Below are 25,450 nucleotides of genomic sequence, written 5' to 3'. Positions count from 1 at the left end.
TTATCCGCCGAACTCGGGACCGCAGCCAACCTCCGGCCCCTCGCCGGGCATCTGTGTCCTCGTCAGCACGAGCTATCTGGGGGATCGTGAGGCGATGAGGTTTCACCTGCTCGGGCCGGTCGAGGCGGTGGTCGCGGAGCGCAACGTCGTGCCGCCCGGCCGCGGACGGCTCGTGCTGGCCGCGCTCCTGCTGCGCGCCAACAGCACGGTGTCCCGCAACGACCTGGTCGACGCCCTGTGGGAGTCCGACCTGCCGGCCAACCCGGAGGCCGCGCTGCAGACGACGGTCTCCCGCCTGCGATCCGCACTCGACAGCTGCCGCGACCAGATCACCACCGAGCCGCACGGCTACCGGATCACCATCGACCCGGAGCAGCTGGACCTCCTGCAGTTCCGGAGCACTGTGGAGGACGCCGTACAGGAGGACGACCCGACCACCCGAGTCGGCCTGCTCCGCAAGGCGCTGGCGCAGTGGCGTGGTGAACCGCTCAGCGGGCTGCCGCCGTCCGCACTGGTCCGCGACAACGCGCCGGCCCTGACCGAGGAGCGGCTCCGGGCGATCGAACTGCTGGCCACCGACCAGCTCGAGTTGGCCCAGCACGCCGAGATCGTGCCGCAGCTGACCTCACTGGCTCGCCGCTACCCGGCCCGTGAGCGTCTCGCCGTACTGCTGATGCAGGCGCAGTTCCGGTCCGGTCACCAGGCCGAGGCCTTGCACGTCTACCACCGCATCCGGACCTACCTGGCGGACGAGCTCGGTGTCGATCCCGGTCCGGAGCTACGACGCCTGTACGACGAAGTGCTGAACAGCGGCGAGCCCAGAACCACCCGGCGCCGCCGCGAGCACCACCGGCCGCGTCAGCTCCCCACCGACATCACCCGCTTCACCGGACGCACCGCCGACCTCGCCGTACTCGACACCCTGATCCCCACCGCCGCCGAGCCTCCGGTCGTCATCGTGGCGCTGGACGGTCCCGGTGGAGTCGGCAAGACCGCGCTGGCCGTGCACTGGGCGCACAGCGTCAAGCACCAGTTCCCCGACGGCCAGCTCTACCTGAACCTGCGCGGCCACGGACCGGGCCAGCCGCTCGACTCGGCGATGGCGATCGAGACCGTACTGCGCTCGCTCGGCATCACCGACCAGCAGATCCCCACAGACCTGGACGGCCGCTCCGCACTGCTGCGGACGGTCCTGGCCGGCAAGCGCATGCTCCTGCTGCTCGACAACGCGGCGGACGCCAACCAGATCCGCCCGCTGCTCCCAGGCTCCGGCAGCCTCGTCCTGGTCACCAGCCGGACCCAGCTGCGCGGTCTGGTCGTCCGCGAAGGCGCCAACCGCCTCACGCTCGACCAGCTGCTCAGCAGCGAAGCCGCTGAGCTCCTGACCCGGATCATCGGCGACCGGGCCCGCCTGGCTCCCACTGCCATCCACGACCTGGTACGCCGGTGCAACGGTCTCCCACTGGCCCTGGTGATCGCCGCGGAGCGAGCAACCCGGTCTCCCGACGCCCGGCTCGACGACCTGGTCGCCGAGCTGTCCGGCGAACGCGATCAGCTCGACTTCCTCGGTAGCGGCGACGACCCGAGCACCGACATCCGCAGCGTCTTCTCCTGGTCGTACCACGCACTCTCACCCGACGCGGCCGGGCTGCTCCGGCTGCTGGCGATCTTCCCGGGCGCCGACATCGGCGTACCGGCTGCTGCCGCGCTGGCCGGTCTCTCCCAAGGCCAGACCGTCCGCCTGCTCGACCAGCTGGTCGACACCAGCCAGCTGATGAACCGCAGACCCGGCCGGTACGAGCTGCACGACCTGATGCGCACGTACGCCGCTGAGCTGGCCGAACAGCTCGACCCACCCGAGCTGCGGTCGGCCGCGCTCCACCGGCTGGTCGACAACTACCTGCAGTCCGCCGTCGTCTCGCGGCCGTGGCTGCAGGCTGGTGAGCCCGCAATCGCCTTCCCTGCTGGGCTCAGCGAGCCGGACTCCATCGAGGACGCCAGGTCCGCGCTGGCCTGGCACGAGACCGAAGGGCGCAACCTGGTCGCCGTGGCGAAGCTCGCCGTCGACCAGGGCTTCGACGACCTGTGCTGGCGGTTCGCGTACGCCGCCTGGGTCGGTCCGCACCGCGGCAACAACTGGCAGGACCTCCTGGAGATCCAGCAGGCCGGACTGCGCGCGGCAGAACGAGCCGGCGACCTGATCGGCCAGGCGCACGGCCACTCCGGCATCGGCGGCGCACACCGCGGTGCCGGTCGGCAGGAGGAGGCCATCGCCGAACAGCTGAAGGCCCTGAAGCTTTTCCAGCAGGTCGGCGACCCCTCTGGTCAGGCGGCGACGCTGCGGAACCTCTCGGCGGTCTGCCTGGACGCCGGTCGCCACACCGAAGCGCTGACCTACGGCAGCTCGGCACAGGTCGCCGACAAGGCCACCGGCCGGCCCGGCAACACCGCCAAGTCGGCGTACCAGGTCGCTCTGACACTGCTTGCCCTAGGCAAGTACGACGAGGCGGTGGTGATCGGCGCCGAGGCCTGCGCGCTGTTCCGCGAGGTCGGGCAGCGCCGGGCCGAGGCCGGCGCCCTGCACCTGCTGGCGACCGCGTGGGGCCGGCTCGGCGAGCACGCGTCGGCGATCGACGCGGCCCGGGCGGCGGTCGAGATCCGCGCCACGATGGGCGACCACGCCTACCAGGCCGTCGCGCTGGAGCAGCTCGGCGACCTGCTGCTGGCCACCGCTCGCCGGGCCGAGGCGGACCGCGCCTGGCTGGAGGCGCTGGGCATCCTCGACGACCTGGGCGACCCGGCGGCCGACGTACTGCGGTCGCGGCTGGGCGACCTGACCATCGGCGGCAACCTCTGGCCGACCCCGGGTCCCGCCAGGATCCGCTACTGAAGATCAGCTGACCGCGACAGGCTCCTTCCGGGTCGACCGCCTCCGGGCAGGTCGGCCCAGGGCAACACCTGTCAGGACCAGTGCCAGACCCGCCAGCTGGCCCAACGTCAGGCGGTCACCGGCCAGCGTCGTCCCGAGAAGGACTCCGGTGACCGGGTTGAGCAGGCCGACCAGCCCGACTGCGGCCGCGTCCAGATGCCGCAGTCCGGAGAACCAGGCCACGTAGGCACCCGCGGTAGCCACCAGTACGACGTACGCGAAACCGCCCATCGCCCGCAGGTCGAGCGACGGCGGTGCCCCCTCGACCACGACCGCGAACGGGACCAGCACCAGACCACCCGCGACCAACTGCCAGGCGGTAGTGGCCAGGAGGTCACCACCACGGCCCCACTTCTTGGCCAGCACGAAGCCGCAGGACGACAGCGTCAGCGCGGCCACCGACGCGAGCACTCCGGCCACCCTGATGCCGCCGGTCCCTCCGCCGAGCATCAGGCAGACACCCGCGATGCCGGCGACCGCTCCGATCAGCACGCGCCCTGACGGCCGGGTGCCGAGCAGGAGCCAGGCGAACATGCCCATGGTCAGTGGTGTGGCCGACATGATGGTCGAGGCGACGCTGACTGGCAGCAGCTGCGACGCGACGTAGATCAGCGCGAAGAACGCGCCTACGTTGCACACACCGAGCACCAGCGACTTCCACCACCAGTCACCGCGCGGCAGGGTCCTGGCCAGTGCAAGCAGCAAGAGTCCGGCGGGCAGCGCGCGGATCACCCCGCCGTACAGGGGATAGCCGACGGGCAGGAACTCGTGCGTCACGAAGTAGTTGGCACCCCACGCGATCGGCGCGATCGCCGTCACCAGCAGCCAGCGCCACGATGTGTCTTCCATGGAAGACACTATATCTTCCATGGAAGATATATGCTGACCGGGTGAGCGAAGACCGCGTCGACCGCATCCAGGCCGCCTGGCAGACCGAACGTCCCGACGTCGACGTCAGCCCGCAGGGCGTGATCGGCCGGCTGCACCGGATCGCGGCGCATCTGACCGAGGAGCTCGTCGTGGTCTACGGCAAGTTCGGGCTGACCGAGGGCGAGTTCGACGTCCTGGCCGCACTACGCCGGGCCGGTACGCCGTACGAGCGGGCGCCCGGAGAGATCGCGCTGCACACGATGGTCACCACCGGCGCGGTCAGCAAGCGCGTCGACCGGCTCGAGCAGGCCGGGCTGGTCCTCCGGATGCGCAGCAGCACGGACGGCCGCGGCCGCGTCGTCCAGCTGACTCCGGCCGGCCGCCGTCTGATCGACAAAGCCTTCACTGCCCACATGGCCAACGAGCAGCGCCTGCTGGCCGGGCTGAGCACAGCGCAGACCAGCCAGCTGGAGGCCCTGCTGAAGACCTGGCTGACGGACCTGGAGCCGCCGGACTAGGGCTTTACCGTCAGATCCGTGATCGTGACGTCGACTCCATCGTCACCGAACTCCGGCCCCAGCAGGTCGGTGAAGACTTCGTAGACCAGCGAGCGCACCCGGTCGGCCAGCAACTGCAGGTCCTGCCCGTACGTCGTGACAACCACGTCCACCACCGCACCGGTGCAGGTGTCCTCGCCACCGATCAGCCGCACCCGGTCCAGCTCGCAGCCGGGCAGTGTGGCGATCCGCCGCCGCAGCTGGCTGATCAGGACGTGGTCGGCGACGTAGATCAGAGCGCCGCTGTCAGTGGCCGCCCGGAGCGGCCTGGTCCGCCGGGCGACCGACTTGAGCCGCTGCTGGACGGACGCCGAGATGTCGATCCAGCCCGGCTCGGGCGTCTCGCGGGCCTCGGCCGCTGCCTGCTGCAGGATGTCGTCGATCATCGCCACTCCTCCAGCCGGTCCTGCAGCGCGACCCGGCCCCGGGCGAGCTGGCCGCGGACAACCGTGGGTGTCGTGTTCAGAGCGGTGGCGATCTCGGCGTAACTCAACTGCTCGACCTCCCGGAGGAGCCAGGCCGCGCGCTGCAGGTACGGCAGCTGGGCCAGCGCGGCGTCCAGCGCCTGCAGCAGTCCGGCGCCTTCGGCCGGGTCGGCGTTGGCCGCCGGTACGTCGGCCAGCAGGTCGTCCTCGATCGGGGTCGGCCGTTTCTTGCGCAGGACGTCGACCGCCTTGCGCCCGGTGATGGTGAACAGCCAGGTCCGCAGCGTCGAGTCGCCCCGGAAGTCGGGGAGCGCTTTCCAGGCGGCGACGAACGCATCCTGCACCACCTCCTCGGCATCTCCGTGATCGTTCAGCAACCGGCGCGCGTACCGGAACATGGCCGGACCGTGCCGTTCCAGGATCTCCGCGAACGCGTCCGTGTCGCCCAGCGCGGCGGCGCGGCGTAACGAGTCGTCGGAGGTCACTGTTGGTACGACGAGGTCACCGGCCCGATCGTCACGCGGCGTTTCGGTGACCCTGTTCACACCGTGAAATGTAGTGGCACCGCGTGACATCGGAGTCCATCGCCACGACTCAGTCAGTGAACGATCCGAACATTTCCCCGGTCCCCGGACCGGCCCCCTCCCGAGAGGCAGTGCGATGACCCAGACCCCGAGCACCACCACCAGCGGCCCGAAGGCCGTCTCCTCGCGGGACCTGAGCCCGGCCGACGACACGTCGGCGCTGACCAGCGAGCACGGCAAGACCACGATCGCCGACCAGGTGGTCTCCAAGATCGCCGGGATCGCGACCCGCGAGGTGACCGGCGTGCACGACCTCGGCGGCGCCGCGGCGCGCACCGTCGGCATGCTGCGCGAGCGGATCCCGGGCTCGCGGACGAACCTGTCGCAGGGCGTCTCGGTCGAGGTCGGCGAGAAGCAGGCCGCGATCGACCTGCAGATCATCGTCGAGTACGGCGTCGGCATCGCCGACCTGGCCGAGGGCATCCGCCGCAACGTGATCAGCGCGGTCGAGCGGATGACCGGCCTGGAGGTCACCGAGGTCAACATCGCCGTCAGCGACATCCACCTCGAGGGCGAGGACGACGACGTCGAGCCCGCCACCGAGCCGGCCGCCGAACGCCGGGTCCAGTGACCGAACCCGAACTCTCCGAGCGGATCGCCGAACTGACCCGCGCCGTACCAGGTGTCGCCGACCTGCACGGCGGGGTGTTCGGCGAGGTCGCCACCTACCTTCCCGGCGGCCGGGTCCCCGGCGTCCGGATCCGGCCGGACCACACCGAGGTCCATGTCAGTGTGTTCTGGGACCAACCGGTCCGGGCCACCGCCGAGGCCGTTCGTACGACCGTTCAGTCCCTCGTCGGTACGCCGGTCCTGGTGACCGTCGAGGACGTCGTCCACCCCACCAAGGAGAACCAGTGAACGCATCCACCATCGGCCTGTTCGCCGGACTGCTGATCGCCATCGCGGCGGCCGCCGGTGGGTTCGCCGGTTTCCTGCTCGCACTCGTCCTCGGTGCCGCCGGCTTCGTCGCCGGCCGGTTCCTGTCCGACGGCAGCAAGGGCCTGGACGACCTCCTGTCCCGCCGCGGCCGTGGCTGACACCACGACCCTGCCGGCCCCAGCGGCGCGCGGGCGCCTCGAGATCGCCCCGAAAGCCATCGAGAAGCTCGCCGAACGGGCCGCGCTGGACGTCGCCGCGGTCATCCACCGCGGCACCACCTTCGGGCGCGGCCTGCCCAAGGCGACGTCGAACACGGTCGGCAGCCGAGTCCGTATCACCCTCCAGCTGGCGGTCCTCTGGGGCCGCCCGCTGCCGGAGATCGCCGCGGAGACCCGCGCGCACGTCGCGACCACCGTCGCCGGCCTCACCGGCCTGGCCGTCGACCTGGTCGACGTCGAGATCACCGCCGTACTCCCCAGGAGTTTGCCGTGAGCAACCAATCGACCAAACGCCCGGTCGCCGCCCCCGCGGCCGCGACCGCCGGCCTCCTGCTCGCCCTGGCCGTGATCGCCCTCGGCGTCGCCGGCGTCCAGCACGCCTCGTCCTCCGCGGGCTGGATCAGCGAGTCCTCCTGGCTGGACTGGATCGCCGGCAAGGCCGAGGTCCTCCGGCCCGCCGACTGGATGATGTACGCCGGGATCCCTGCGGCCCTGATCGGGATCTGGCTGATCGCCACCGCGCTCACTCCCCGCCGCGCGACCCACCTGGCCGTCGGCGACGCGGACGTCTGGATCCGTCCCGGCGACCTGGCCCGCCTGGCCGCCGACACGGCCCGCGCCACCAGCGAGGTCTCGTCGGCGTCGAGCAAGTCCAACCGCCGTACGGTCAAGCTCACCGCCACGGCGGTCACCCCCGACACGGCCCAGCTGACGCAGTCCCTCGACACTGCGATCGCCACCCGGCTGCAGCCCGTGCGGCCGAGCCCACGCATCCGCGTCCACGTCACCCCCGAGGAGCTCTGACATGCGTCGCTCCGTCATCGCTCTCGACCGTCTGGCCGCGCTCGTCGCCGGCCTGATCCTCCTCGCCGCCGGCGCGGCCGCCGTCGCCTGGCGCCAGGACTGGATCCCCGACGCCCCCGACCGCATCCGCTCCCCGTGGATCACCACCGCGACCTCCGCCGACTGGTGGCCCTGGGCAACAGGTTTCGGCGGCCTGCTCCTCGTCGTCCTCGGTCTGTCCTGGCTGGCCCGTCACCTCCCGCGCCGAGGCAACGGCCGCCTCCGTCTGACCGGCTCCGACACGTCCGGCCGTCTGACGGCCGACGTCAACGCCGCACTCACCGCGGCCGGCGACCTGCTCGCCGACACCCCCGGCATCCGCTCGGCCGACGGCCGTGTCCTCCTCGACCGCGGCCAGCTCGTCGCCGAGCTGCACCCGGTGCTCGAACCGGGCGCCGACCTCGACGAGGTCCGCGCCGCCGCCGAACAGACCGGCCGCGACCTGCTCCGGCTCGTCGGCCGCGACGACTTGTCCTGCCGGGTGAAGCTTCGGGTTGCCCGGCAGGACAAGACCCCCGCCGTACCCCGCGTGCAGTAGCCAGTACGCCGTACGTCGTACAGCCGGTGTCTCCTCCTGGCCGATGCCCGCACGGGTGTGCCTCCGCGATCGTGGTGAGCCAACGACCGGAGGCACACCATGCATCGTCGAACCTTCCTGACCGTCCTCGGCGCCACCGCCCTGGCTCCGGCGGTTCCCGCCGCCGCAACGAAGCCCACGCTCCACGACTGGATCGCCCGCCACGCCACACCGCTGCGCACCACCAGACCCGGCGCACCGCTCGACGACCTCCGGCACCTCGAACGCCCGCTCGCGGGAGCCCGGATCGTCGCGCTCGGTGAGGCCTCGCACGACACCGCCGAGATCACCCGGCTCAAGCACCGCACCCTGCGGCACCTGATCGAGCGGCAAGGGTTCCGCGCGATCGCGTGGGAGGACGACTGGTCGCTCGGCACCTTGCTGAACCAGTACATCCTCACCGGCCGCGGCGACCTGCGGGCGTTGATGGGCCAGATGAGCGAAGCCTGGCGCTCCGAGGAGGTCAGGGACGTCTTCGAGTACCTCCGGGCCTACAACGCCAAGCATCGCGACAAGGTCCGGTTCGCCGGCGTCGAGTACTTCTCCACCCGGCACCTCGCGTACGACGCGGTCGACGCGTACGTCGCCCAGCACGCGCCGCACCGGCTGGCCGAGCTCCGCGCTCTGCTCAAGCCGATCTACCCGCACCTGACGGACATGGGCGCGTACGTCTACTGGTACTGGAAGGAGGTCGCCGACAAAGCGCCGTACCTCCAGAAGTCCAAGGCCGTCCACGCGTTGCTGCGCGGCCTCCGTCACCACGGCCGTTCGTACGCCGTGGCCCTGCACCACGCCCGCCAGATCGCGTCGTTCTACGAGGCGTTCAGCCTCGACGACAACTTCGCCTACCGCGACGCCCGCGCCGCCGAGAACCTCCGGTGGTGGCACGAGTTCACCGGCGAGAAGGTCGTCTACTGGGCCGCCGCCGCCCACACCGCGAACGCCCCCGACCTCAGCGTCTCCAACCCGTCGGGCCCCGGATTCGCCTTCCCCAGCGCGGGTTCCCACCTCCGCCGCCAGTACGGCGACCGCTACCGCACCATCGGCTTCACCTTCGACCACGGCACCATGCACGGCCCGGTCGACATGCCGCCGCCCCGGACGACCTGGTTCGAGCACCCGCTCGGCCAGATCCGCCACAGTCATTACACCCTCGACCTCCAGCGCCCCGGGAGTTCCGCGGCCCGCGCCTGGCTCGACGCTCCGCTGCGCACCCGCGGCTTCCCCCACCTCGGCCCGGCGTCCGAAATGACCGGCGGCACGCTGGCCCAGTGGCACGATGTGCTGATCCACACCCAGCTGGTCACTCCGATCCACCCGCTCTGAAAGGCCTCCACGGATGTCGAACACCGTGAGTTCCGCCGACGGTACGACGATCGCCTACGACCGGACCGGGTCCGGCCCGGCGGTCGTCCTCGTCGACGGCGCGCTCTGCAGCCGCGCCCAGGGCCCGATGCCGGACCTGGCGAAGGAACTGCAGGCCGGCTTCACCGTCCACACCTACGACCGCCGCGGCCGCGGCGAATCCGGTGACGCCGGCAACTACGCCCCCGACCGCGAGGTCGAGGACCTGGCGGCGCTGATCGAGGCCGCCGGCGGTACGGCGTACGTCTACGGCACCTCGTCCGGCGGCGCCCTCTCGCTGCGCGCCGCCGCGGCCGGGCTCCCGATCACCAAGCTCGCCGTCTTCGAGGCGCCGTTCGTCGTCGACACCACCCGCAAGCCGATCCCACCGACCTGGACCGACGACCTGCGCTCACTGGTCGACGCCGACCGCCGCAGCGACGCGGTCAAGTACTTCCTCACCAAGGGCGTCGGCCTCCCCGGCCCCGCCGTCACGATGATGAAGCTGCTGCCCGCCTGGAAGCCCATGACGGAACTGGCCCACACCCTCCCGTACGACGCTCAGCAGCTCGGCGAGAACGCCTTCGGCCGGCCGCTCGACGTGTCGCAGTGGTCAGCGCTGGCGATGCCCGTCCTGATCGCCGCCGGTGGCAAGAGCCCGGCCTGGATGAAGAACTCGATGACCGCGCTGGCGGCCGCCGTACCGACCGCCAGGCACCGCGAGATCCCTGGTCAGAGCCACATCATCAAGGCCACCGCGATCGCCCCGGTCCTGACGGAGTTCTTCTCGAGCTGATTCCCACCCATCCGGGCGTCGACCGGCTCCGAAGACCCCGTGGCCGGTGCGTCCGCGCGCCGGCTCCAGGTCCCCGTCCGGGGCCGCCCACCTGTGCCATTCTCGCCACTTGGAGAGAAGCGCATGTTCGACAAGCTGTTCATCCGCAACGCCATCGACCGCAGTGCAGAGAACGCCCTCGACCGCCGACGCTTCCTGCGCTCCGCGAGCGCGGCCGGGATGGGCGTCGCCGGCGCCGGTCTGCTGGCCGCCGGGACCGCCGGCAACGCCTTCGCCGACTCGTCCGGTCACCACCCGCACGGGAAGCCGAGCGACGGCGCGGTGCTCAACTTCGCGCTCAACCTCGAGTACCTCGAGGCCGAGTTCTACCTGCGTGCGGTCAAGGGCTTCGGCCTGGCCCCCGCGATGGTCACCGGCAAGGGCAAGCCCGGTGGCGTCAAGGGCGGCCGGAAGGTGAAGTTCAAGACCAAGGCCGTCCGCGCGTACGCCGAGGAGATCGCCGCCGACGAGCTGGCCCACGTGAAGTTCCTCCGCAGCGCGCTCGGTGGCGCCGCGGTGTCCCGCCCGGCGATCGACATCGACGCCGCGTTCACGGCGGCCGCGACCGCGGCCGGGCTGATCAAGCCCGGGCAGAAGTTCGACGCCTACGCCAACGAGAACAACTTCCTGCTCGCGGCGTACGTGTTCGAGGACGTCGGCGTCACGGCGTACAAGGGTGCCGCACCGCTGATCACCAACAAGACGTTCCTGGAAGCGGCGGCCGGGATTCTCGCGGTCGAGGCCTATCACGCGGCCAACATCCGGACGAGTCTGGTCGCGGCCGGCCTGGAGGTCCCCTCGGTGGCGATCTCCAACGCGCGCGACAGCCTAGACGGCAAGACCGACCTCGACCAGGGCGTGACGTTCAAGGGCAAGACCAACATCGTTCCGACCGACGCCAACGGCATCGCGTTCAGCCGCGGCGCCGACCAGGTCCTGAACGTCGTCTACCTGACCCCGAAGAAGGCCACCAAGGGCGGCTTCTTCCCGGCCGGAGTCAACGGCGAGATCAACACCAGCCGCGCGAACGGCTGACCGGACCGCCCTGCTCCCCTCCTGTGGGGGAGCAGGGCCCCGCCCGTCAGCGCAGGCCGGACCGTACGGCGTGCCACTCGGTCAGCACGTCGTACCACTGACTCTCGGCCGGGCTCAGCGGGAGCACCGACTCGTACCCGGCGCGCAGCGTCCGCCGTACGGCGGACGGTGTCGCCTTCCAGCCGGTGAAGAGGGTTCCGAGGTAGACGCCGGCCCGCGCCAGGTCCTCGACCCGGTGTCCCCAGCCAAGGTCGTCGAAGTCGAGCACGCCGACGACCTTCGCTCCCTGGGTGAGGAGGTTCGCGGCCCGGAAGTCGTTGTGCACCAGCTGTTTCGCCGCGTCGAGCGGAGGCAGCCCGGGCGGTAGGTCCGTCGCGTCCCGCGGGTTGCTGGTGGGCAGCCGGTCGTCCTCGTACCCGGTCAGCGCGACGTGCAGCTGGGCCAGGCAGGCACCCGCCGCGAACACCGCCTCGTCGTTCTCGATGTCGAGCCAGTCGCCGGTGACCTCCGGCAGCACCCCCACCGACAGCGCGCCGATCGGCCCGTCGACCACCGCGCGCTCGCGCCCGTCCAGAGCCCGCAGCGGAGCCGCCACCGGAACACCCCGCTCGTCCAGCACCCGCAGCAGCCGCGCCGACGCCTCCAGCACGGCGAACAACTCGGGAACCACCGACCACTTCACGACCAGCGGGCCGCGGTCGCTGTCCACCCACAGGATCGCGTTCGGGCCGCTGATCACCATCCGCCGGCAGCCCGTGGCCTCGATCCCCCAGACCTCCGCGAGCACCCCCGGCACCCACTCAGCCACGGCCTCGAACCCCTCGAACCCGAACCGCTCCCGCAGCGCCGGCTCCGCCTCGACCTGCTCCCACAACATCGACAACCCCATCGGCAACATCACCCCACCGTACGAGGCGTCGCGGTCAGCCCTCCGCGCCGCTCGACGGTTTTGGGGGTGGCGCCCTCTAGGCTTCCGCGGGTGAGTACTTATGACGCCGACCCGTTCGAGCACCTGGCCCCGGCGTTGCTGCCGCAGCGGCAGCAGCAGATCCTGGTGGTGATCCGCGACTGGGTGAACCGGCACGGGTACTCACCGAGCACGCGCCAGATCGGCGACGCGGTCGGCCTGCGCTCGTCGTCCTCGGTCGGCAAGCACCTGGCCGCCCTCGAGGACAAGGGCTTCCTCCAGCGCGGGACGTCGGTGTCCCGCCCGATCGACGTCCGGCTCTTCCTGCAGAACGACTCGTCCGCCGCGACCTCCGACAACTCGGTCTCCGTCCCGGTCGTCGGCGACATCGCCGCCGGTACGCCGATCGCGGCCATCGAGCACGTCGACGAGCAGCTCAGCCTCCCCCGCGACCTGACCGGCCGCGGCACGGTCTTCGCCCTCCGCGTCCGCGGCGAGTCGATGGTCGACGCCGCGATCTGCGACGGGGACATGGTCGTCGTCCGCCAGCAGTCCGAGGCCCACTCCGGCCAGATCGTCGCCGCGATGATCGACGAGGAGGCGACGGTGAAGGTCTACCGCCGCCGCAACGGCCACGTGTACCTGGAGCCCCGCAACCCGGCGTACGAGGTCATCGACGGCGACAACGCCACCATCCTCGGCGTGGTCGTCTCGGTGCTCCGGACGGTCTGAGGCGCGGATGGGACTTCGCCGCCTCACCCGGGACCAGGCCCGCCGGATCGCGGTCCGGGCTCAGCTGCTCGACGCCCCGAGACCCACCGAACTGGTCGCCACGGTCGAGCGGCTGACCCTGCTCCAGATCGATCCGACCGCCGCGGTCGCGCCCAGCGCCGACCTGGTCGCCTGGAGCCGCCTCGGCCCGGCGTACCAGCCGGAGCAGCTCAAGCAGGCCGTCGAGACCGACCGGACCCTCTTCGAGTTCAACGCGCTCATCCGCCCGATGACGGATGTCGGCCTCTACCTGGCCGCCCCGGACCTGCACCCGACCCTGCAGGACTGGATGACGGCGAACAAGTCCTTCCAGAAGGACATCCTCGCCGTACTGCGCGACCGCGGCGCGGTCACCTCCCGCGAGATCCCCGACACCTGCCCGGTCCCCTGGAAGTCGACCGGCTGGACCAACAACCGCAACGTCACCCGGATGCTCGAGCTCCTGGTGCAGACCGGCCAGGTGGCGATCGCCGGCCGGATCGCCCGCGAACGCGTCTGGGACCTGGCCGGCAACGTCTATCCCGCCGACCTCGTCGTCCCGTCCCCGGCCGAAGCCGAGACCCGCAAGAACGAACGCCGCCTGAGCTCGCTCGGCATCGCCCGCGCCAAAGGCACCGCGGTCCCGGTCGAGCCCGCGATCGTCGGCGAGGTCGGCGAACCGGTCGAGATCGAGGACACCCCCGGCGTCTGGCAGGTCGATCCCGCGGCACTCGCCGCCGCCGACGACTTCACCGGCCGTACGGCGCTGCTGTCGCCGTTCGACCGCCTGATCCACAACCGCACCCGGGCGGTGGAGCTCTGGGACTTCGAGTACACGCTCGAGATGTACAAGCCGGCCGCCCAACGCCGCTGGGGCTACTTCGCCCTCCCCATCCTGCACGGCTCCCACCTGGTCGGTAAGGCGGACGTCAAGGCCGACCGCAAGGCCGGCGTACTGCGGGTCAATGCCCTGCACCCCGACGTCCGTTTCACCCGCGCGATCACCACAGCGGTGTCGGAAGAGCTCGACAACCTCGCCGCCTGGCTGGCCCTTCCCACCATCGAGCGCCCATGAAGATCGACGTCGTCGACTACCACACCGCCGGCGAGCCCTTCCGCATCGCGCTGACCGGCGTCCCCGAGATCCCCGGCAGCACAGTCCTGGACCGCCGGACGTTCGCCCAGCGGTCCGTCGAGGTCGATGCCGTGCGCAAGTTCCTCGTCAACGAACCCCGCGGCCACGCCGACATGTACGGCGGTTTCCTGGTCCCGCCCGACGACGACGGCGCCCACTTCGGCGTCCTCTTCTGGCACAAGGACGGCTACTCCACCGCCTGCGGCCACGGCACGATCGCGCTGGCCACCTGGGCGGTCACCACCGGCCGCGTGCCCGCCGCTCGCGACGGAGCCACCGACGTCGTGATCGACGTCCCGTCAGGTCGCGTCACCGCCCGCGTCACCTCTGCCGACGGCGTGGTCAAGAATGTTGCCTTCCGCAACATCCCGTCGTACGTCGTGGCCCGCGAGGTCCCGGTGCTGACCACCCACGCCGACATCACCTACAGCGGCGCCATCTACGCCTCCGTCAGCGCCGCATCCCTGGGCCTGGCGGTGACTCCGACCCACTACCCGGCCCTGATCGCCGTCGGCCGGGAGATCAAGTGGCTCCTCAACGACACCGAGTGGGCCGAGCACCCCACAGACCCCCGCCTGAACGGCATCTACGGCACGATCCTGTACGACGACCTCGGGCAGACCCCCGACGGCCCGCACCAGCGCAACCTCACCGTCTTCGCCGACGGCGAAGCCGACCGCTCCCCCTGCGGCTCCGGCACGTCGGCCCGGGTCGCTGTCCTCCACGCCGACGGCCGTCTCACTCCCGGCCAGACTCTCCGGCACGACTCGATCATCAACACCACCTTCCAGGCTCGCGTGGTGGGCTCCGACGACCGGCGAGGCGTCGTCACCGAGGTCAACGGCACGGCGTACGAAACCGGCACCGCGACCTTCACCCTCGACCCGAACGATCCCCTGGGCACCGGCTTCACCCTCCGCTAGGCCCCACTGTGTAAAGCTCGGAGCATGACCGATCTCGCCGCACAGGCCAGCGAACTCCTCCGTCTCCACCACACCGGCACGACCCTCGTCCTCCCGACCGTCTGGGACGCCTGGTCCGCCCGCGCCGTCGTCGACGCCGGCTTCCCCGCGCTCAGCGTCGGCAGCCACCCCCTGGCCGACTCCCGCGGCCAGAAGGACAACGAGGGCATGACCCTGGACGACGCCCTCGACGGCGTACGCCGCATCACCGCGGCCGTGGACGTCCCCGTCACCGCCGACCTGGAGTCCGGCTACAACACCCCCGCCGCCGAACTCGTCGAGCGCGCTCTGGACGCCGGCATCGCAGGCATCAACATCGAGGACACCGTGCACAGCGAGTCCCGCCTCCGGGACCTCACCGAGCACGCCGACTACATCGCCGCCCTCCGCGCCGCCGCCGACCAGGCCGGCGTCGAGCTCGTCATCAACGCGAGAACCGACGCCCTGATCACCAAGCTCGTCACCTTCGACGACCCGCTGACCGAAGCCGTCAACCGCTCCAAGGCCTGCGAGACCGCCGGCGCCCGCTGCGTCTACCCCGTCGGCGTCCCCACCCCCGAGGCCCTGCAGACCCTCCTCAAGGAACTCTCCGGCCCGATCAACGTCACCGCCGACCCGGTCAAGGGCGCCTACTCCGGCTCGTACGCCGAACTCCAGGCCGCCGGAGTCCACCGCATCACCTTCGGTCCCCTCCTCCAGTTCACCCTCACCGAGAAGATCACCGAACTGCTCGGCCCCTGGCACTGACAGTCGTCCGCACTGAGACTCACCGCGGCGTCGTCGCCTGCCACCGGATCGCCGGGAGGTGTGGCGGACGCCGCGGTCAGCCGTCGCGCTGGGCCTCGATGTAGGCGACGAGGCCGTCGAGATGCCGGTCGAGGCCGTAGTCGAACTGGGCGTCGAGGTCGGGAACCATGATCTCGTGGAGCTCGGCGAGCAGCGGGAACCGCCCGGAGGCGAAGAGTTCGTCGGTGCGGGCTCGTTGGGTGACCATCCAGTGGGCGAGGGTCATCCCGGTCTCGTGCTCGGCTTCGTGCTCTTCGGCGAGGCTCAGCGCAGCGGTGATCACCAGGGCGTGCAGGGTCATTGCTTCCCGCATCCGGATCTCGATCGGCAGGCCGAGTCCGTCGAGGGCCCGCAGGGTCCACTCGGTGTGCGCCATCATGTTCGGCGCGAGAGACGGCCGGGTGAACGACACCACCCGCGGCAGCCACAGGTGCCGGCGGCAGAGTGCCCACTGCGTTCGGGCGATCAGCTCGAGCCGGGACCGCCAGTGCTCGGATCCCGGGTCCGGCAGCACGTCCTCGCCGAACACGTGATCGGCCATCTGCGCGAGCAGGTCGTTCTTGTGCGCGACGTACCGGTAGAGCGACATCGGCCCGACCCGCAGCGCACCGGCCACCCTCCGCATGGACACGGCCTCGAGTCCCTCGCCGTCGGCGATGGTGACCGCTGCCCGGAGCAACCTGTCCCGGCTCAGGACCTCGGCTCCACGCGCCCGGCGGCCGGACGCTCTTCGGGGCCGGACCATGGGTGAGGGGCCGGTGCGCTGCGGCGTGACCGGACCACTGAGGGCCGGCTGTGCTGTGACCACCGTGCCGGAGCCGACGCGGGTGTCCACCAGGCCGGCCTCGCGCAGCGCGGTGATCACGCGCGTGGCCGTCGCGATGGCGACGCCCCACTGCAGGGCGATCTGGCGTACGGACGGAACCCTGTCGCCCGGGCGAAGCGCTCCCGAGCGAATGCGCTTCTCCAGCTCCGCGGCGATCCGCAGGTACGACGGCTCCGGGCGGGTCACGATCAGCTCCAAGGTGTACTAGTTCACTGCACGCCACACTAGTGCACTTTTCAGGTTCCTGCGCTCGTTTTGTCAAGAGAAAGCCGGTCGGCTGACTACGTTGTACGAGTACGCCGTACTGACCAGCGTCGGCCCACCGGCCGCGACTCGGCCGGGCACCACGACGAAAGGGACCAGCTCGTGTCACCGTTCACCGTCCCCGAAGAAGTCCTCCTGATCGCTCTCGACGGCAACACCGGCGGGGGCAGACTCCGCCTCGGCGTGGACTGGGCGGTCGCCGGCGCCGCGATCGTGGAGCTCGTCCTGACGCACCGCATCACCATCGACGACAACGACGTCGTCGCGGTCCTGGACAGTACGCCGACCGGCGTGGCCCACCTCGACGCGACACTCGCCGCGGCGGGGGCGGGCGCGAAGGTGTCGAAGGTGCTCCGCCGGACCCGCGGAACAGTCTGCCCGTTGACGATCAACGCGCTGGTCGACCGGGGAACCGTCACCCGCCGACGCGTCCTCGGGGTGCTCCCCCTGCACCGCTATCCCGCGACGGACCACCAGGCACAGGTCGCGATCCGCCGCCGGCTCGCCGAGACCGTGATCGGAGGAAACACCCCGGACGAGCGGACCGCCGCCCTGATCGGGGTCCTGGCGGCCGCGAAACTGTGGCGCAAGGGAGTCCCTGGCGGCGACCGCCGCCAGGTGAAACGGCGAATGACCGAGATCGCCGAAGGCCACGCCGTACCAGCCGCCGTCCGCAAGGCGCTCGTCCGCACCCGCGCGGCCATCGCCGCCATGGCCGCAAACAGCGGCTGACCAAGCCACCACCACAGAAGAGGAACGCACCATGCCAAAGACCGCAAGACTGTTCGTCACAGGCGCAAGCACGCTCGCCCTGGTCGCCGCGGCGGCCGTCGTCAACACCCCCGCCGCACACGCCGGCACCGACGAACGGATCACCGTCAAGGGCGGCACGGTGACCTTCACCCACGAGGGTGACTACATCGACGCCTACGACCTGGAGAAGGACGGCTACTGCCTGACCGCCGAACTGAAGGTCAGCGACTTCCTCCCGATCAGCAGCACCACGGCCTGCGGATACAACACCTACACGTACAAGAGTCTGTCGAACATCAACGAGAACGTCCCCGTCTGGCTCCGCGCGTGCTACACCCACAAGAAGAGCGGCGGCGGCTACACCCGCGTCAAATGCAGCAGCTGGCAGGGCGCCCACACCTGAGCCTGGCCCAGCGGATCAAGCCTGTCGCGGCGTCTTCGGGCGCCGTACGGCGAACTGCTCGGGGAAGGTCCAGTCGAAGTGGACGGCGGCCAGGCGTACGAGGGTGGTCGCGACGACGCAGACGAGGCCCGCGATCGGGATCGGCGTACCGAGTTCGGCGAGCAGCACCAGCAGTCCGGTGCCGGCTCCGGCGGCTACGGCGTACAGGGTTCCGACGTGCAGGAAGGAGAACGGCAGGCTCAGCATGACGTCGCGCAGCATCCCGCCGCCGATTGCCGCGATCACGCCGACCACCAAGGCCCCGGCCTCACCCACCCCGAGGGACAGCGCTTTCGAGGCGCCGATGGCCCCGAACAGCCCCATCACTACGGCGTCGAGCACCGTGATCGGCAGGTCGGCACGGGCCAGTACGGGGTGCAGGAGCATGCCGAGGACCGCCGAGGCGCCGGCGACGATCAGGTACCAGTTGCTCCAGACAACGACCGGTGGCTGGTTGAGCACGACGTCGCGGAGCAGGCTTCCCCCGAGCGAGACGGCCAGCCCGATCACGATCACACCGAGTACGTCGATGCGGCGGGCCCTCACACCCGCCGCGAACAACGCTCCCTGCAGCCCACCGAGTCCGGCGGCCAGGAGCTCGATCCAGAGCGTCACCTGGAACGGAATGACCGACATGTGGTTCCTCCAGGGACGTCGGTGATGACGTTCAGCAAGGCGACGCGGCTCAGCGGTCGGCGCCCTTCGCGGCCTCGTCGATGACGTCGGCGACGACGGCGGCCTGGGTGATGAAGAGGGCGTGGCTCGCGGACACGGTGGTGATCTTCGCGCCGGCTCGCTTGGCCATGTGCTGCAGCATCGCCTGGTCGAAGGACTTGTCCTCCGTGGCGATGACGGCCCAGGTGGGTTTGTCCCGCCAGGCGGCGTTCTTCACCGGGGCGTCGAACACCGACATGTTCACCGGGATCTGGCTGTCCCGCAGGAACGCGGCGTCCGCGTCGCTCGCGTCCGCGGCGAACCCGGCCTTGAACTTGTCGTGGTTCAGGAACCCGAACCCGTCGTCGACGACATCGATGACGAACTCCGGCGTCGCCGCGAACCCCTCGTACTGCTGCCCCGTCGTCCCACCGGCGTCAGGCGCGAGAGCCGAGACGTAGACCAGACCGGCCACCTTCGGATGCACCCCGGCCTCGGTGATGACCGTCCCACCCCACGAGTGCCCGACGAGGATCGTCGGCCCGTCCTGCCGCTCCAGCACCCGAGTGGTCGCCGCGACGTCGTCCTCCAGCGAGGTGAGCGGGTTCTGCACGATCGTCACCCGGTAGCCGCGCGCCGTCAGGTCGTCGTACACCCCACGCCACCCCGACCCGTCAGCAAACGCACCGTGCACCAGCACAACGTTCTTGATCGCCATGATCCGGTCCTCTCCTCCATCGCGAGCCGACGGTCGCCGTCTCTGATATGCAATATATTGCACCATCGAGACACCCACAAGACCCAGCGTGAAGGAGGCGTTAGCCCCGGTGATGGGTGCAATATGTTGCCATGCCGATTCCCGTGGGCACGCCCGCCGTAGACCGCACCCTCCTCCGCGACGACGTCTACCGCCGCCTCCGCGACGCCATCGTCGACGGCACGTTCCGCCCCGGCGAGCAACTCCGAGACGGCGAACTCGCCGAGTGGCTAGGAGTCAGCCGCACCCCAGTCCGCGAAGCCCTCCTCCGCCTAGGCGCAAGCGGCCTGGTCGTCGCCCTCCCCGGCCGCTCCACCACCGTCAGCGCCATCGACATCCAGGTCGTCCGCGACGCCAAGGACGTCGTCGCCGCCATGCACGAACTCGCCGTACGCCAGGTCACCAGCCGACTCACCGAAGACCACGTGGCCCGTATGCGAGAAGCCAACCGCCGCTTCGCCGCGGCCGTAGCATCAGGCGACGTCACCACCGCCCTCGACGCCGACGAGGAACTCCACAAGATCCCCGTCACCGCCCTGGGCAACCGGGCCCTGGAAGCAGTCCTCGAACGCTTCGACCCCCTGATCCGCCGCGCCGAACGCCTCCGCTTCGGCGTGGAGGGCCCCACCTCCGTCACCCGCCACGACCAACTCATCACCCTCATCGAGGCCGGCGACGCGAACGCCGCCGCAGCCCTCGCCTTCGACACCTGGCACAGCCTCCCGGCCGACGACACCCCCTGACGCATCGCGGGCAGACCCCCACAAGGTCGGCGCTCATTCAGTACCGCTTGGTCCGGAAGTGCTACAGTCTTAATTCAGTACCAATCGGTACCGAACTAAGAAGGAGGAACCGTCCATGGGTCAGTTCGACCACAAGACAGCGGTCGTCACCGGCGGCAGCAGCGGGATCGGCCTGGCCGTTGCCGAGCGCTTCGCGGCCGAGGGCGCTCACGTCTTTGTCACCGGCCGGCGCCAGGACGAGCTGGAGGTGGCGGTCAAGACCATCGGCTCGGCCACCGCCGTACCGGGCGACATCGCGAACCCGGCCGACCTGGATCGCCTGTACGACGCGGTCCGCAGCCGGGGCCGCGGCCTCGACCTGCTGTTCGCCAACGCCGGGACGGCAGCGTTCGCGACCATCGACGAGATCACACCGGAACACTTCGATCTCATCTTCGACGTCAACGTCCGGGGCACGCTGTTCACCGTGCAGAAGGCGCTCCCGCTGCTCAACCAGGGCGCGTCGGTGATCGTGAACTCCTCCGTCCGCGCCGACGACGGCATGGAGGCGTTCGGCACCTACGCGGCGTCGAAGGCGGCCCTGCGTTCGTACACCCGGACGTGGGCCAACGAGCTCAAGGGCCGCGGCATCCGCGTCAACGCGGTGTCTCCCGGCTCGATCGACACCCCGGCGGTCGCCGGCATGGTGGGCGAGGAGCGGGCCGCGGCGGTCAAGGCGGAGTTCGCCGCGAACGTCCCGGTCGGCCGGATGGGCTCCGCGGCCGAGGTCGCCGCGGCCGTGGCGTTCCTCGCCTCGGACCAGAGCAGCTTCGTCGTCGGCGCCAACCTGTACGTCGACGGCGGCGAGAACCAGCTCTGAACGGGAAACCGCCCGGCCGGTGCCACATCACGACACCGACCGGGCGGAGCCCAGGTCTCCCACTCGCTACAGCAGACGAACCTCGACGAGGTAGTGGACGACCAGCACGTTCACCGGTCGATGGCCGCCATGTTGCCCGGGTCGAACCGCTCGCCGACCGCCGGCCTCAGCGCGTTCAGCCGGTCGACCTGGCTCTCGGTGAGCCCGATGTCCGCCGCGGCCACGTTCTCCTCCACCCGAGCGGCCCGCGTGGTCCCCGGAATCGGCGCGATGTCGTCCCCCTGGGCCAGCAACCAGGCCAGCGCGACCTGCGCCGGCGTAGCGCCGTCCTCGTCGGCGATCGCCTTGACCTCGTCGACGATCGCCAGGTTGCGCTCGAGGTTGCCGTCGGCGAAGCGTGGGTTGGTCCGGCGCCAGTCGTCGGCGTCCAGACCGTCCAGGCTGCGGATGTTGCCGGTCAGGAAGCCGTGCCCCAGCGGGGAGTACGGCACCAGACCGATCCCGAGCTCCCGCAGTACCGGCAGGATCTCGGCCTCCGGGTCGCGGGTCCACAACGAGTACTCGGTCTGCACCGCGGTCACCGGATGGACGGCGTGCGCCCGCCGGATCGTCGCGGCGCTCGCCTCCGACAGCCCGAGGTGCAACACCTTGCCCTCGGCAACCAACTCGGCCAGCGTCCCGAAGGTCTCCTCGATCGGGACCTCGGGATCCACCCGGTGCTGGTAGTACAGGTCGATGTGGTCGGTCCCCAGCCGCCGCAGCGATCCCTCGACCGCAACGCGCACGCTGGCCGGACTGGAGTCCTGCCCCGGCCGGCCGGTGTGCGAGATCAGCCCGAACTTGGTGGCCACCACAACGCCGTCACGGCGTCCCTTCACCGCCTTGCCCACCAGCTCTTCGTTGACGTACGGCCCGTAGAGCTCCGCCGTGTCGATGTGCGTGACCCCGAGGTCCAGCGCCCGGTGGATCGTCCGGATCGACTCGGCCTCCGGACGGCCGGCGCCGGTGTAGAACATCGACATCCCCATCGCGCCGAACCCGATCCGCGAGACCTCCAGGCCTCCGAACGAGGTGCTCTTCATATCTGCCTCCACACGCTACTTAAGTTTCAATCGGTACAGAACAGTGATACATCGAGACCATTCGGTACACAAGTCGCGTCCTTTCTGTACCGAGGGGTACAATCGGGGCATGAGCAGTTCTCGTGTAATGGGTCGTCCCCGGGGATTCGACACCGACGAGGCGCTGGAGCGCGCCATGCGGGTGTTCTGGGAGCAGGGGTACGAAGGCGCGAGCCTGACCGACCTCACCGGCGCGATGGGGATCACCAAGACCAGCATGTACGCCGCCTTCGGCAACAAGGAGCAGCTGTTCCGCAAGGCGCTGGACCGCTACACCGAGGGCCCGTCCGCCTACGCGTTCCGGGCGCTGGAGGAGCCGACCGCTCGCGGCGTGGTCGAGGCCCTGCTGCGGGGATCGGCCCGGACCACCACCGAGCCGAAGACGTTCTCCGGCTGCCTCGGCGTCCAGGGGGCCTTGGCCTCGAGCGAAGCCAGTCGCCCCGCCCACGACCTGCTCGTCGACTGGCGCAACGACGGCGTCCTCCGCCTGGAGGAGCGGTTCCGGCGCGCGGTCGACGAGGACGATCTCCCGTCCGGCGCCGACCCGCGCCAGCTCGCCCGCTACGTGATGACCGTGGCCTTCGGCCTCGCCGTACAGGCCGCCGGCGGCCTCAGCCACGACCAGCTCGACGAGATCGTCGACACGACCCTGCGCGCCTGGAACCCGTAGAAGCCTTACTGCTGGTAGATCGCCAGGTCGTAGACGATCGGCGCGCTCCCGGTGCCGGTGAGGTAGAGGAGACGCGCCTTGGTGCCGGTGACGTCAGGGAACGTCACCGTGGTGGTTTCGCCTTGCTGGCCGAAGCCTCCACTGCCGGTGTACGCCGTCCGCCAAGCCGTGCCGTCCCAGTACTCGATCCGGTACGCCGTCGTGCGGTTGCCGTACTCGGAAACCGTGACCGTGTTGAACGTCGTGCTCCCGGGGAAGTCGACGGCCAGCCACTGGCCGGCCCAGCAGCCGTTGCAGGCTTGCCAGTTCGTGCCGGGGTCGTGGTCGAAAGCGTTCGCGGCGACCTGCTGGTCGTCCCAGGTCGAGCTCGCCGAGTACGTCCCGCCGGCGGTGAGGTCGGGCGCGTCGGTGCGCGGCTGCCGGTACACACCGAGCTCGGTGATCGCGACCGGATCCCTCCGATCCGGTACGACGGCAAATCGCACCTTCGTCGTGGAGATCCGGGGAAAGGTGAGCACGGTCCCCTGTCCGATCGGACCGATCCGCCCGGACCCCGTCGCCGCCGTCAGCCAAGCCTGCCCGTCCCAGTAGTCGACCCGGTACGCCGACGCACGGCCCGACCCGGTCACGATGAGCTTGTCCAACGAGGTCACGGCGCCGAAGGCCGCCTCCACCCAGGCGTCACCACCGTGCGGCCGCCAGCTCGTGGTTCGGTTGCGGTCGGCAATATTCTCCGCCGTGCCGGAACTCGCGGTGAGAGTCGAAGCCGCGGCCTGGTCCTGCAGCTGCTGCCGGAAGGTGACCGCCATCGCCGTACTGGTCTGACCTGATCGCGTTGCGACCGCGCGCAACTGGACGTCCATCGGGTCGGCGATCTGCAGCGGCCCGGTGGCGCTCGAGCTGGTCGGCGTACTGCCGTCGGTCGTGTAGTGGATCTCGGCGCGCGCGGTCGAGGTGGTGAGGCGCACCGGTTGCGCGCCCTGGTACGAACCGCCCGGCGGGTCGGCGACCGGTTGACGCGGCCGGTTCCCGATCGGCCCGCCGCGCTCGATCGACAGGACCCAGTCCTCCGCCGTCGGGCGGGCGGGGACGGTCAGGTTGCCGCCGGGCGCCTCGAGCCGGCTGCCGATCGGCGTACGACGCCCGGTGCGCGGATTGAACCACTCCCCGGTGTAGTAGCGATCCGGGTCGAGCTTCCGGAGCGTGCCGGTCGCCGTTCCCTGGCTGGTGAAGAGCGCCACGTACGACTTGTCGCCGTCGCTGGCCAGCAGGTTGTCGCCGCCGGCGCCGAAGTCGGACCAGGCCGCGTCGCCGAACCTGGGGACGAGCTTCCACCAGTCCAGGTCGCGGAAGAACCGCACGCCGTGGGTCAGCTGATCGGCGGTCTGCCGATTCGCGCCGGTGTACCACCACTGGTAGCGGGCGGGCAGTTCGTAGTCGGTACCGGCGTCGAGCGGTTCGCCGGGCGCGGAGTACACGTCGTTCCAGAGGCCGGCCACGCCGTACCCATAACCGCGAAAGCCCAGCAGATAGGCCTTGTAGAGAGCACTCAGCGCATGCCGGCCGTCGGTCCAGAAGTCCTCGTACGGCGTCTCGTAGGCGAGGCTCGGTTTGCCGGCAGCCCAGTAGTCGGCGGCCAGTCCGACGTTCCACCCGTCGGTGTACTGCAACTGCGCCGCGAAGCCGTCGTGCCAGGGTTCGGCGGCGAACCGGGAGTTCTCGACGGCGGTCTGCTCGACGTTCTCCTGGTGCGGCAGCAACGGCTGGTCGTACGCGTCAGCCGCGTCGAGCGCCTGGATCGCCGCTGCCCACGGCGCCATCGCGTCGCCGGGGTAGACCCCGTAGAAGTCGTTGTCGATCTCCTGCGCGACCGTCCAGATCACCGGGTACGCGCCGTACCGGGCGTTCCAGTACCGCGCCACCGACGCCATGTACTCCGGCGTCATCACGGCCGGATTGTCGTGCGGCTGCGCGACCCACGACACCATCGCGTTGGCGTGCACGAGTCCGGCATCGGCGATGTAGCCGAACTTCTGGTCCATCCGCGCGAACCCGGCCAGGTCGTCACCGGACAACCCGTCGGTGAGATCGGCGGCCGGCTCTTCGTCCGGCCGGTCGTGACTTCCGCCGTGCGGCTGCCAGATCGGCTCGGACTGGAAGACCGTGAAGCCCTGGTCGACCCGCTTGTCCACGACGTACTTGAACTGCGAGGCGACCCCTGGCGCGTTGGAGGTGTCGAAGCGTTCGTGCGGCAGGATCCAGTGCGTGTCGCCGAGGTAGAAGAACGGCGTCCCGTCGGCGTGCTGGAGGTAGTGACCATCCGCGCTCGGCCGGAGGAATCCGTGCTGGTAGACGGACAGATTTCCCTGGTACGGAACGGCTCGCACCGTCGCGGACACCCCGTTGAGCCCCGCGTCGGTGGTGTTGGTCGCCGAGGTGCGCATCGTCCAGGAGCCGACGGCCGGCGGCGCGAAGCGGACCTTCCACGTCGTACCGCCGTCCCAGAACGCCGGCCGCGTGATCACCTGCCCGCGCGGTCCGCGGAACGACGCCGTGACCTGGACGTCGGCGAACGGATTGCCGTAGGTCGCCGTCGAGGTCAGGGCGATCTCCACCGACCGCCAGGTCTCGACCGTGTACGACGGCGGCCGCGGGCCGGCTTCGGCGCCGGGGACGAGAGCGAAGGCGCCCAGCGAAAGGGTCACAAGGCAAGCTAGCAGCCGGG

At 70.4% G+C, this 25,450-nt stretch carries 29 protein-coding genes; 20 read left to right on the top strand and 9 right to left on the bottom strand.

The features are described from left to right. The first annotated feature begins 94 nt into the window (after nucleotides 1-94). Nucleotides 95-2,890 carry an AfsR/SARP family transcriptional regulator gene (locus tag HDA39_RS36760; protein WP_184803205.1) on the top strand — a complete coding sequence of 932 codons (2,796 nt, stop codon included), beginning with the start codon at nucleotides 95-97 and terminating at the stop codon, nucleotides 2,888-2,890. Between the two features lie 3 nt (nucleotides 2,891-2,893). Here the strand turns inward: HDA39_RS36760 and HDA39_RS36755 are convergent, their stop codons facing one another. After that, complete coding sequence (locus HDA39_RS36755; protein ID WP_184803202.1) at nucleotides 2,894-3,778, bottom strand: DMT family transporter; 885 nt, start codon at nucleotides 3,776-3,778, stop codon at nucleotides 2,894-2,896. A 41-nt stretch (nucleotides 3,779-3,819) separates the two neighbouring features. Here HDA39_RS36755 and HDA39_RS36750 point away from each other — a divergent pair, with 41 nt between their 5' ends. Continuing rightward, nucleotides 3,820-4,317 carry a MarR family winged helix-turn-helix transcriptional regulator gene (locus HDA39_RS36750; RefSeq protein ID WP_337926048.1) on the top strand — a complete coding sequence of 166 codons (498 nt, stop codon included), beginning with the start codon at nucleotides 3,820-3,822 and terminating at the stop codon, nucleotides 4,315-4,317. Here the strand turns inward: HDA39_RS36750 and HDA39_RS36745 are convergent. Together HDA39_RS36745 and HDA39_RS36740 are read right to left on the bottom strand one after the other, a co-directional pair. Continuing rightward, entirely contained in the window at nucleotides 4,314-4,742 is a 429-nt protein-coding gene (locus HDA39_RS36745) for a hypothetical protein (protein ID WP_184803198.1), read from the bottom strand. The genes HDA39_RS36750 and HDA39_RS36745 overlap by 4 nt on opposite strands. Continuing rightward, the gene (locus HDA39_RS36740) at nucleotides 4,739-5,326 is read right to left on the bottom strand and encodes an RNA polymerase sigma factor (protein ID WP_337926047.1); all 588 of its coding nucleotides are present in this window, start codon (nucleotides 5,324-5,326) and stop codon (nucleotides 4,739-4,741) included. Before HDA39_RS36740 ends, HDA39_RS36745 begins: the two co-directional genes overlap by 4 nt. A 115-nt stretch (nucleotides 5,327-5,441) precedes the next feature. Between HDA39_RS36740 and HDA39_RS36735 the strand changes: the two genes are divergently transcribed. The 9 genes from HDA39_RS36735 to HDA39_RS36695 all read left to right on the top strand — a co-directional run bounded on the left by HDA39_RS36735 (nucleotide 5,442) and on the right by HDA39_RS36695 (nucleotide 11,096). Beyond that, nucleotides 5,442-5,936 carry an Asp23/Gls24 family envelope stress response protein gene (locus HDA39_RS36735; RefSeq protein ID WP_184803194.1) on the top strand — a complete coding sequence of 165 codons (495 nt, stop codon included), beginning with the start codon at nucleotides 5,442-5,444 and terminating at the stop codon, nucleotides 5,934-5,936. Next, nucleotides 5,933-6,223 (top strand): hypothetical protein, encoded by a 291-nt coding sequence (locus HDA39_RS36730; protein WP_184803192.1) that lies wholly within the window; start codon nucleotides 5,933-5,935, stop codon nucleotides 6,221-6,223. The genes HDA39_RS36735 and HDA39_RS36730 overlap by 4 nt, the downstream gene beginning before the upstream one ends. Next, nucleotides 6,220-6,402, top strand: coding sequence for a hypothetical protein (locus HDA39_RS36725; RefSeq protein ID WP_184803190.1), 183 nt, complete (start codon nucleotides 6,220-6,222; stop codon nucleotides 6,400-6,402). Before HDA39_RS36730 ends, HDA39_RS36725 begins: the two co-directional genes overlap by 4 nt. Next, complete coding sequence (locus HDA39_RS36720) at nucleotides 6,395-6,736, top strand: Asp23/Gls24 family envelope stress response protein (protein WP_184803188.1); 342 nt, start codon at nucleotides 6,395-6,397, stop codon at nucleotides 6,734-6,736. Before HDA39_RS36725 ends, HDA39_RS36720 begins: the two co-directional genes overlap by 8 nt. Further along, nucleotides 6,733-7,266, top strand: coding sequence for a DUF6286 domain-containing protein (locus tag HDA39_RS43965; RefSeq protein WP_184803186.1), 534 nt, complete (start codon nucleotides 6,733-6,735; stop codon nucleotides 7,264-7,266). Before HDA39_RS36720 ends, HDA39_RS43965 begins: the two co-directional genes overlap by 4 nt. 1 nt (nucleotide 7,267) lies before the next feature. After that, nucleotides 7,268-7,843: a hypothetical protein gene (locus HDA39_RS36710; RefSeq protein WP_184803184.1), complete on the top strand. Its 576-nt coding sequence runs from the start codon at nucleotides 7,268-7,270 to the stop codon at nucleotides 7,841-7,843. Between the two features lie 99 nt (nucleotides 7,844-7,942). After that, nucleotides 7,943-9,208 carry an erythromycin esterase family protein gene (locus HDA39_RS36705; RefSeq protein ID WP_184803182.1) on the top strand — a complete coding sequence of 422 codons (1,266 nt, stop codon included), beginning with the start codon at nucleotides 7,943-7,945 and terminating at the stop codon, nucleotides 9,206-9,208. A 13-nt stretch (nucleotides 9,209-9,221) separates the two neighbouring features. Then, nucleotides 9,222-10,022, top strand: a complete 801-nt coding sequence (locus HDA39_RS36700) for an alpha/beta fold hydrolase (RefSeq protein ID WP_184803180.1) — start codon at nucleotides 9,222-9,224, stop codon at nucleotides 10,020-10,022. A gap of 123 nt (nucleotides 10,023-10,145) precedes the next feature. Then, nucleotides 10,146-11,096, top strand: coding sequence for a ferritin-like domain-containing protein (locus tag HDA39_RS36695; RefSeq protein ID WP_184803178.1), 951 nt, complete (start codon nucleotides 10,146-10,148; stop codon nucleotides 11,094-11,096). 46 nt (nucleotides 11,097-11,142) lie between these two features. Here HDA39_RS36695 and HDA39_RS36690 read toward each other — a convergent pair whose 3' ends face one another. After that, nucleotides 11,143-11,994, bottom strand: a complete 852-nt coding sequence (locus HDA39_RS36690; protein ID WP_184803176.1) for a phosphotransferase — start codon at nucleotides 11,992-11,994, stop codon at nucleotides 11,143-11,145. Between the two features lie 81 nt (nucleotides 11,995-12,075). On the opposite strand from HDA39_RS36690, the gene lexA reads away from it, so the two are divergent. Genes lexA through HDA39_RS36670 form a run of 4 tightly spaced genes read left to right on the top strand, consistent with a single transcriptional unit; the run spans nucleotide 12,076 to nucleotide 15,597 of the window. Then, entirely contained in the window at nucleotides 12,076-12,735 is a 660-nt protein-coding gene (lexA, locus tag HDA39_RS36685) for a transcriptional repressor LexA (RefSeq protein WP_184803173.1), read from the top strand. A gap of 7 nt (nucleotides 12,736-12,742) precedes the next feature. Beyond that, a complete protein-coding gene (locus HDA39_RS36680; RefSeq protein ID WP_184803171.1) occupies nucleotides 12,743-13,828 on the top strand; it encodes a DNA glycosylase AlkZ-like family protein in 1,086 nt (361 codons plus the stop codon). Continuing rightward, nucleotides 13,825-14,811, top strand: coding sequence for a proline racemase family protein (locus HDA39_RS36675; protein WP_184803169.1), 987 nt, complete (start codon nucleotides 13,825-13,827; stop codon nucleotides 14,809-14,811). Before HDA39_RS36680 ends, HDA39_RS36675 begins: the two co-directional genes overlap by 4 nt. A 24-nt stretch (nucleotides 14,812-14,835) precedes the next feature. After that, nucleotides 14,836-15,597 carry an isocitrate lyase/PEP mutase family protein gene (locus HDA39_RS36670; RefSeq protein ID WP_184803167.1) on the top strand — a complete coding sequence of 254 codons (762 nt, stop codon included), beginning with the start codon at nucleotides 14,836-14,838 and terminating at the stop codon, nucleotides 15,595-15,597. 76 nt (nucleotides 15,598-15,673) lie between these two features. Here the strand turns inward: HDA39_RS36670 and HDA39_RS36665 are convergent, their stop codons facing one another. Next, the gene (locus HDA39_RS36665) at nucleotides 15,674-16,648 is read right to left on the bottom strand and encodes a TetR/AcrR family transcriptional regulator C-terminal domain-containing protein (protein ID WP_337926046.1); all 975 of its coding nucleotides are present in this window, start codon (nucleotides 16,646-16,648) and stop codon (nucleotides 15,674-15,676) included. A 180-nt stretch (nucleotides 16,649-16,828) separates the two neighbouring features. Here HDA39_RS36665 and HDA39_RS36660 point away from each other — a divergent pair, with 180 nt between their 5' ends. Together HDA39_RS36660 and HDA39_RS36655 are read left to right on the top strand one after the other, a co-directional pair. Further along, complete coding sequence (locus HDA39_RS36660) at nucleotides 16,829-17,458, top strand: GPP34 family phosphoprotein (protein ID WP_184803163.1); 630 nt, start codon at nucleotides 16,829-16,831, stop codon at nucleotides 17,456-17,458. A gap of 31 nt (nucleotides 17,459-17,489) precedes the next feature. After that, complete coding sequence (locus HDA39_RS36655) at nucleotides 17,490-17,882, top strand: hypothetical protein (protein WP_184803161.1); 393 nt, start codon at nucleotides 17,490-17,492, stop codon at nucleotides 17,880-17,882. Nucleotides 17,883-17,897: 15 nt separating this feature from the next. Here HDA39_RS36655 and HDA39_RS36650 read toward each other — a convergent pair whose 3' ends face one another. After that, the gene (locus HDA39_RS36650; RefSeq protein WP_184803159.1) at nucleotides 17,898-18,557 is read right to left on the bottom strand and encodes a trimeric intracellular cation channel family protein; all 660 of its coding nucleotides are present in this window, start codon (nucleotides 18,555-18,557) and stop codon (nucleotides 17,898-17,900) included. A gap of 49 nt (nucleotides 18,558-18,606) precedes the next feature. Beyond that, nucleotides 18,607-19,293: an alpha/beta fold hydrolase gene (locus tag HDA39_RS36645; protein ID WP_238356241.1), complete on the bottom strand. Its 687-nt coding sequence runs from the start codon at nucleotides 19,291-19,293 to the stop codon at nucleotides 18,607-18,609. Between the two features lie 131 nt (nucleotides 19,294-19,424). On the opposite strand from HDA39_RS36645, the gene HDA39_RS36640 reads away from it, so the two are divergent. Both HDA39_RS36640 and HDA39_RS36635 read left to right on the top strand, forming a co-directional pair. Next, on the top strand, nucleotides 19,425-20,075 hold the full coding sequence (locus HDA39_RS36640; RefSeq protein ID WP_184803155.1) for a GntR family transcriptional regulator: 651 nt from the start codon (nucleotides 19,425-19,427) through the stop codon (nucleotides 20,073-20,075). Between the two features lie 115 nt (nucleotides 20,076-20,190). Next, nucleotides 20,191-20,934 (top strand): SDR family NAD(P)-dependent oxidoreductase, encoded by a 744-nt coding sequence (locus tag HDA39_RS36635; RefSeq protein ID WP_184803153.1) that lies wholly within the window; start codon nucleotides 20,191-20,193, stop codon nucleotides 20,932-20,934. 110 nt (nucleotides 20,935-21,044) lie between these two features. Here the strand turns inward: HDA39_RS36635 and HDA39_RS36630 are convergent, their stop codons facing one another. Continuing rightward, a complete protein-coding gene (locus HDA39_RS36630; protein WP_184803151.1) occupies nucleotides 21,045-22,016 on the bottom strand; it encodes an aldo/keto reductase in 972 nt (323 codons plus the stop codon). Between the two features lie 109 nt (nucleotides 22,017-22,125). On the opposite strand from HDA39_RS36630, the gene HDA39_RS36625 reads away from it, so the two are divergent. Then, nucleotides 22,126-22,725, top strand: coding sequence for a TetR/AcrR family transcriptional regulator (locus HDA39_RS36625; RefSeq protein ID WP_202893231.1), 600 nt, complete (start codon nucleotides 22,126-22,128; stop codon nucleotides 22,723-22,725). Nucleotides 22,726-22,730: 5 nt separating this feature from the next. Here HDA39_RS36625 and HDA39_RS36620 read toward each other — a convergent pair whose 3' ends face one another. Then, complete coding sequence (locus tag HDA39_RS36620; protein ID WP_184803149.1) at nucleotides 22,731-25,430, bottom strand: apiosidase-like domain-containing protein; 2,700 nt, start codon at nucleotides 25,428-25,430, stop codon at nucleotides 22,731-22,733. Nucleotides 25,431-25,450 lie beyond the last annotated feature (20 nt).

It is taken from the genome of Kribbella italica, from assembly GCF_014205135.1.
Classification (GTDB): domain Bacteria; phylum Actinomycetota; class Actinomycetes; order Propionibacteriales; family Kribbellaceae; genus Kribbella; species Kribbella italica.
This window is presented reverse-complemented; position numbering and strand designations above follow the sequence as displayed.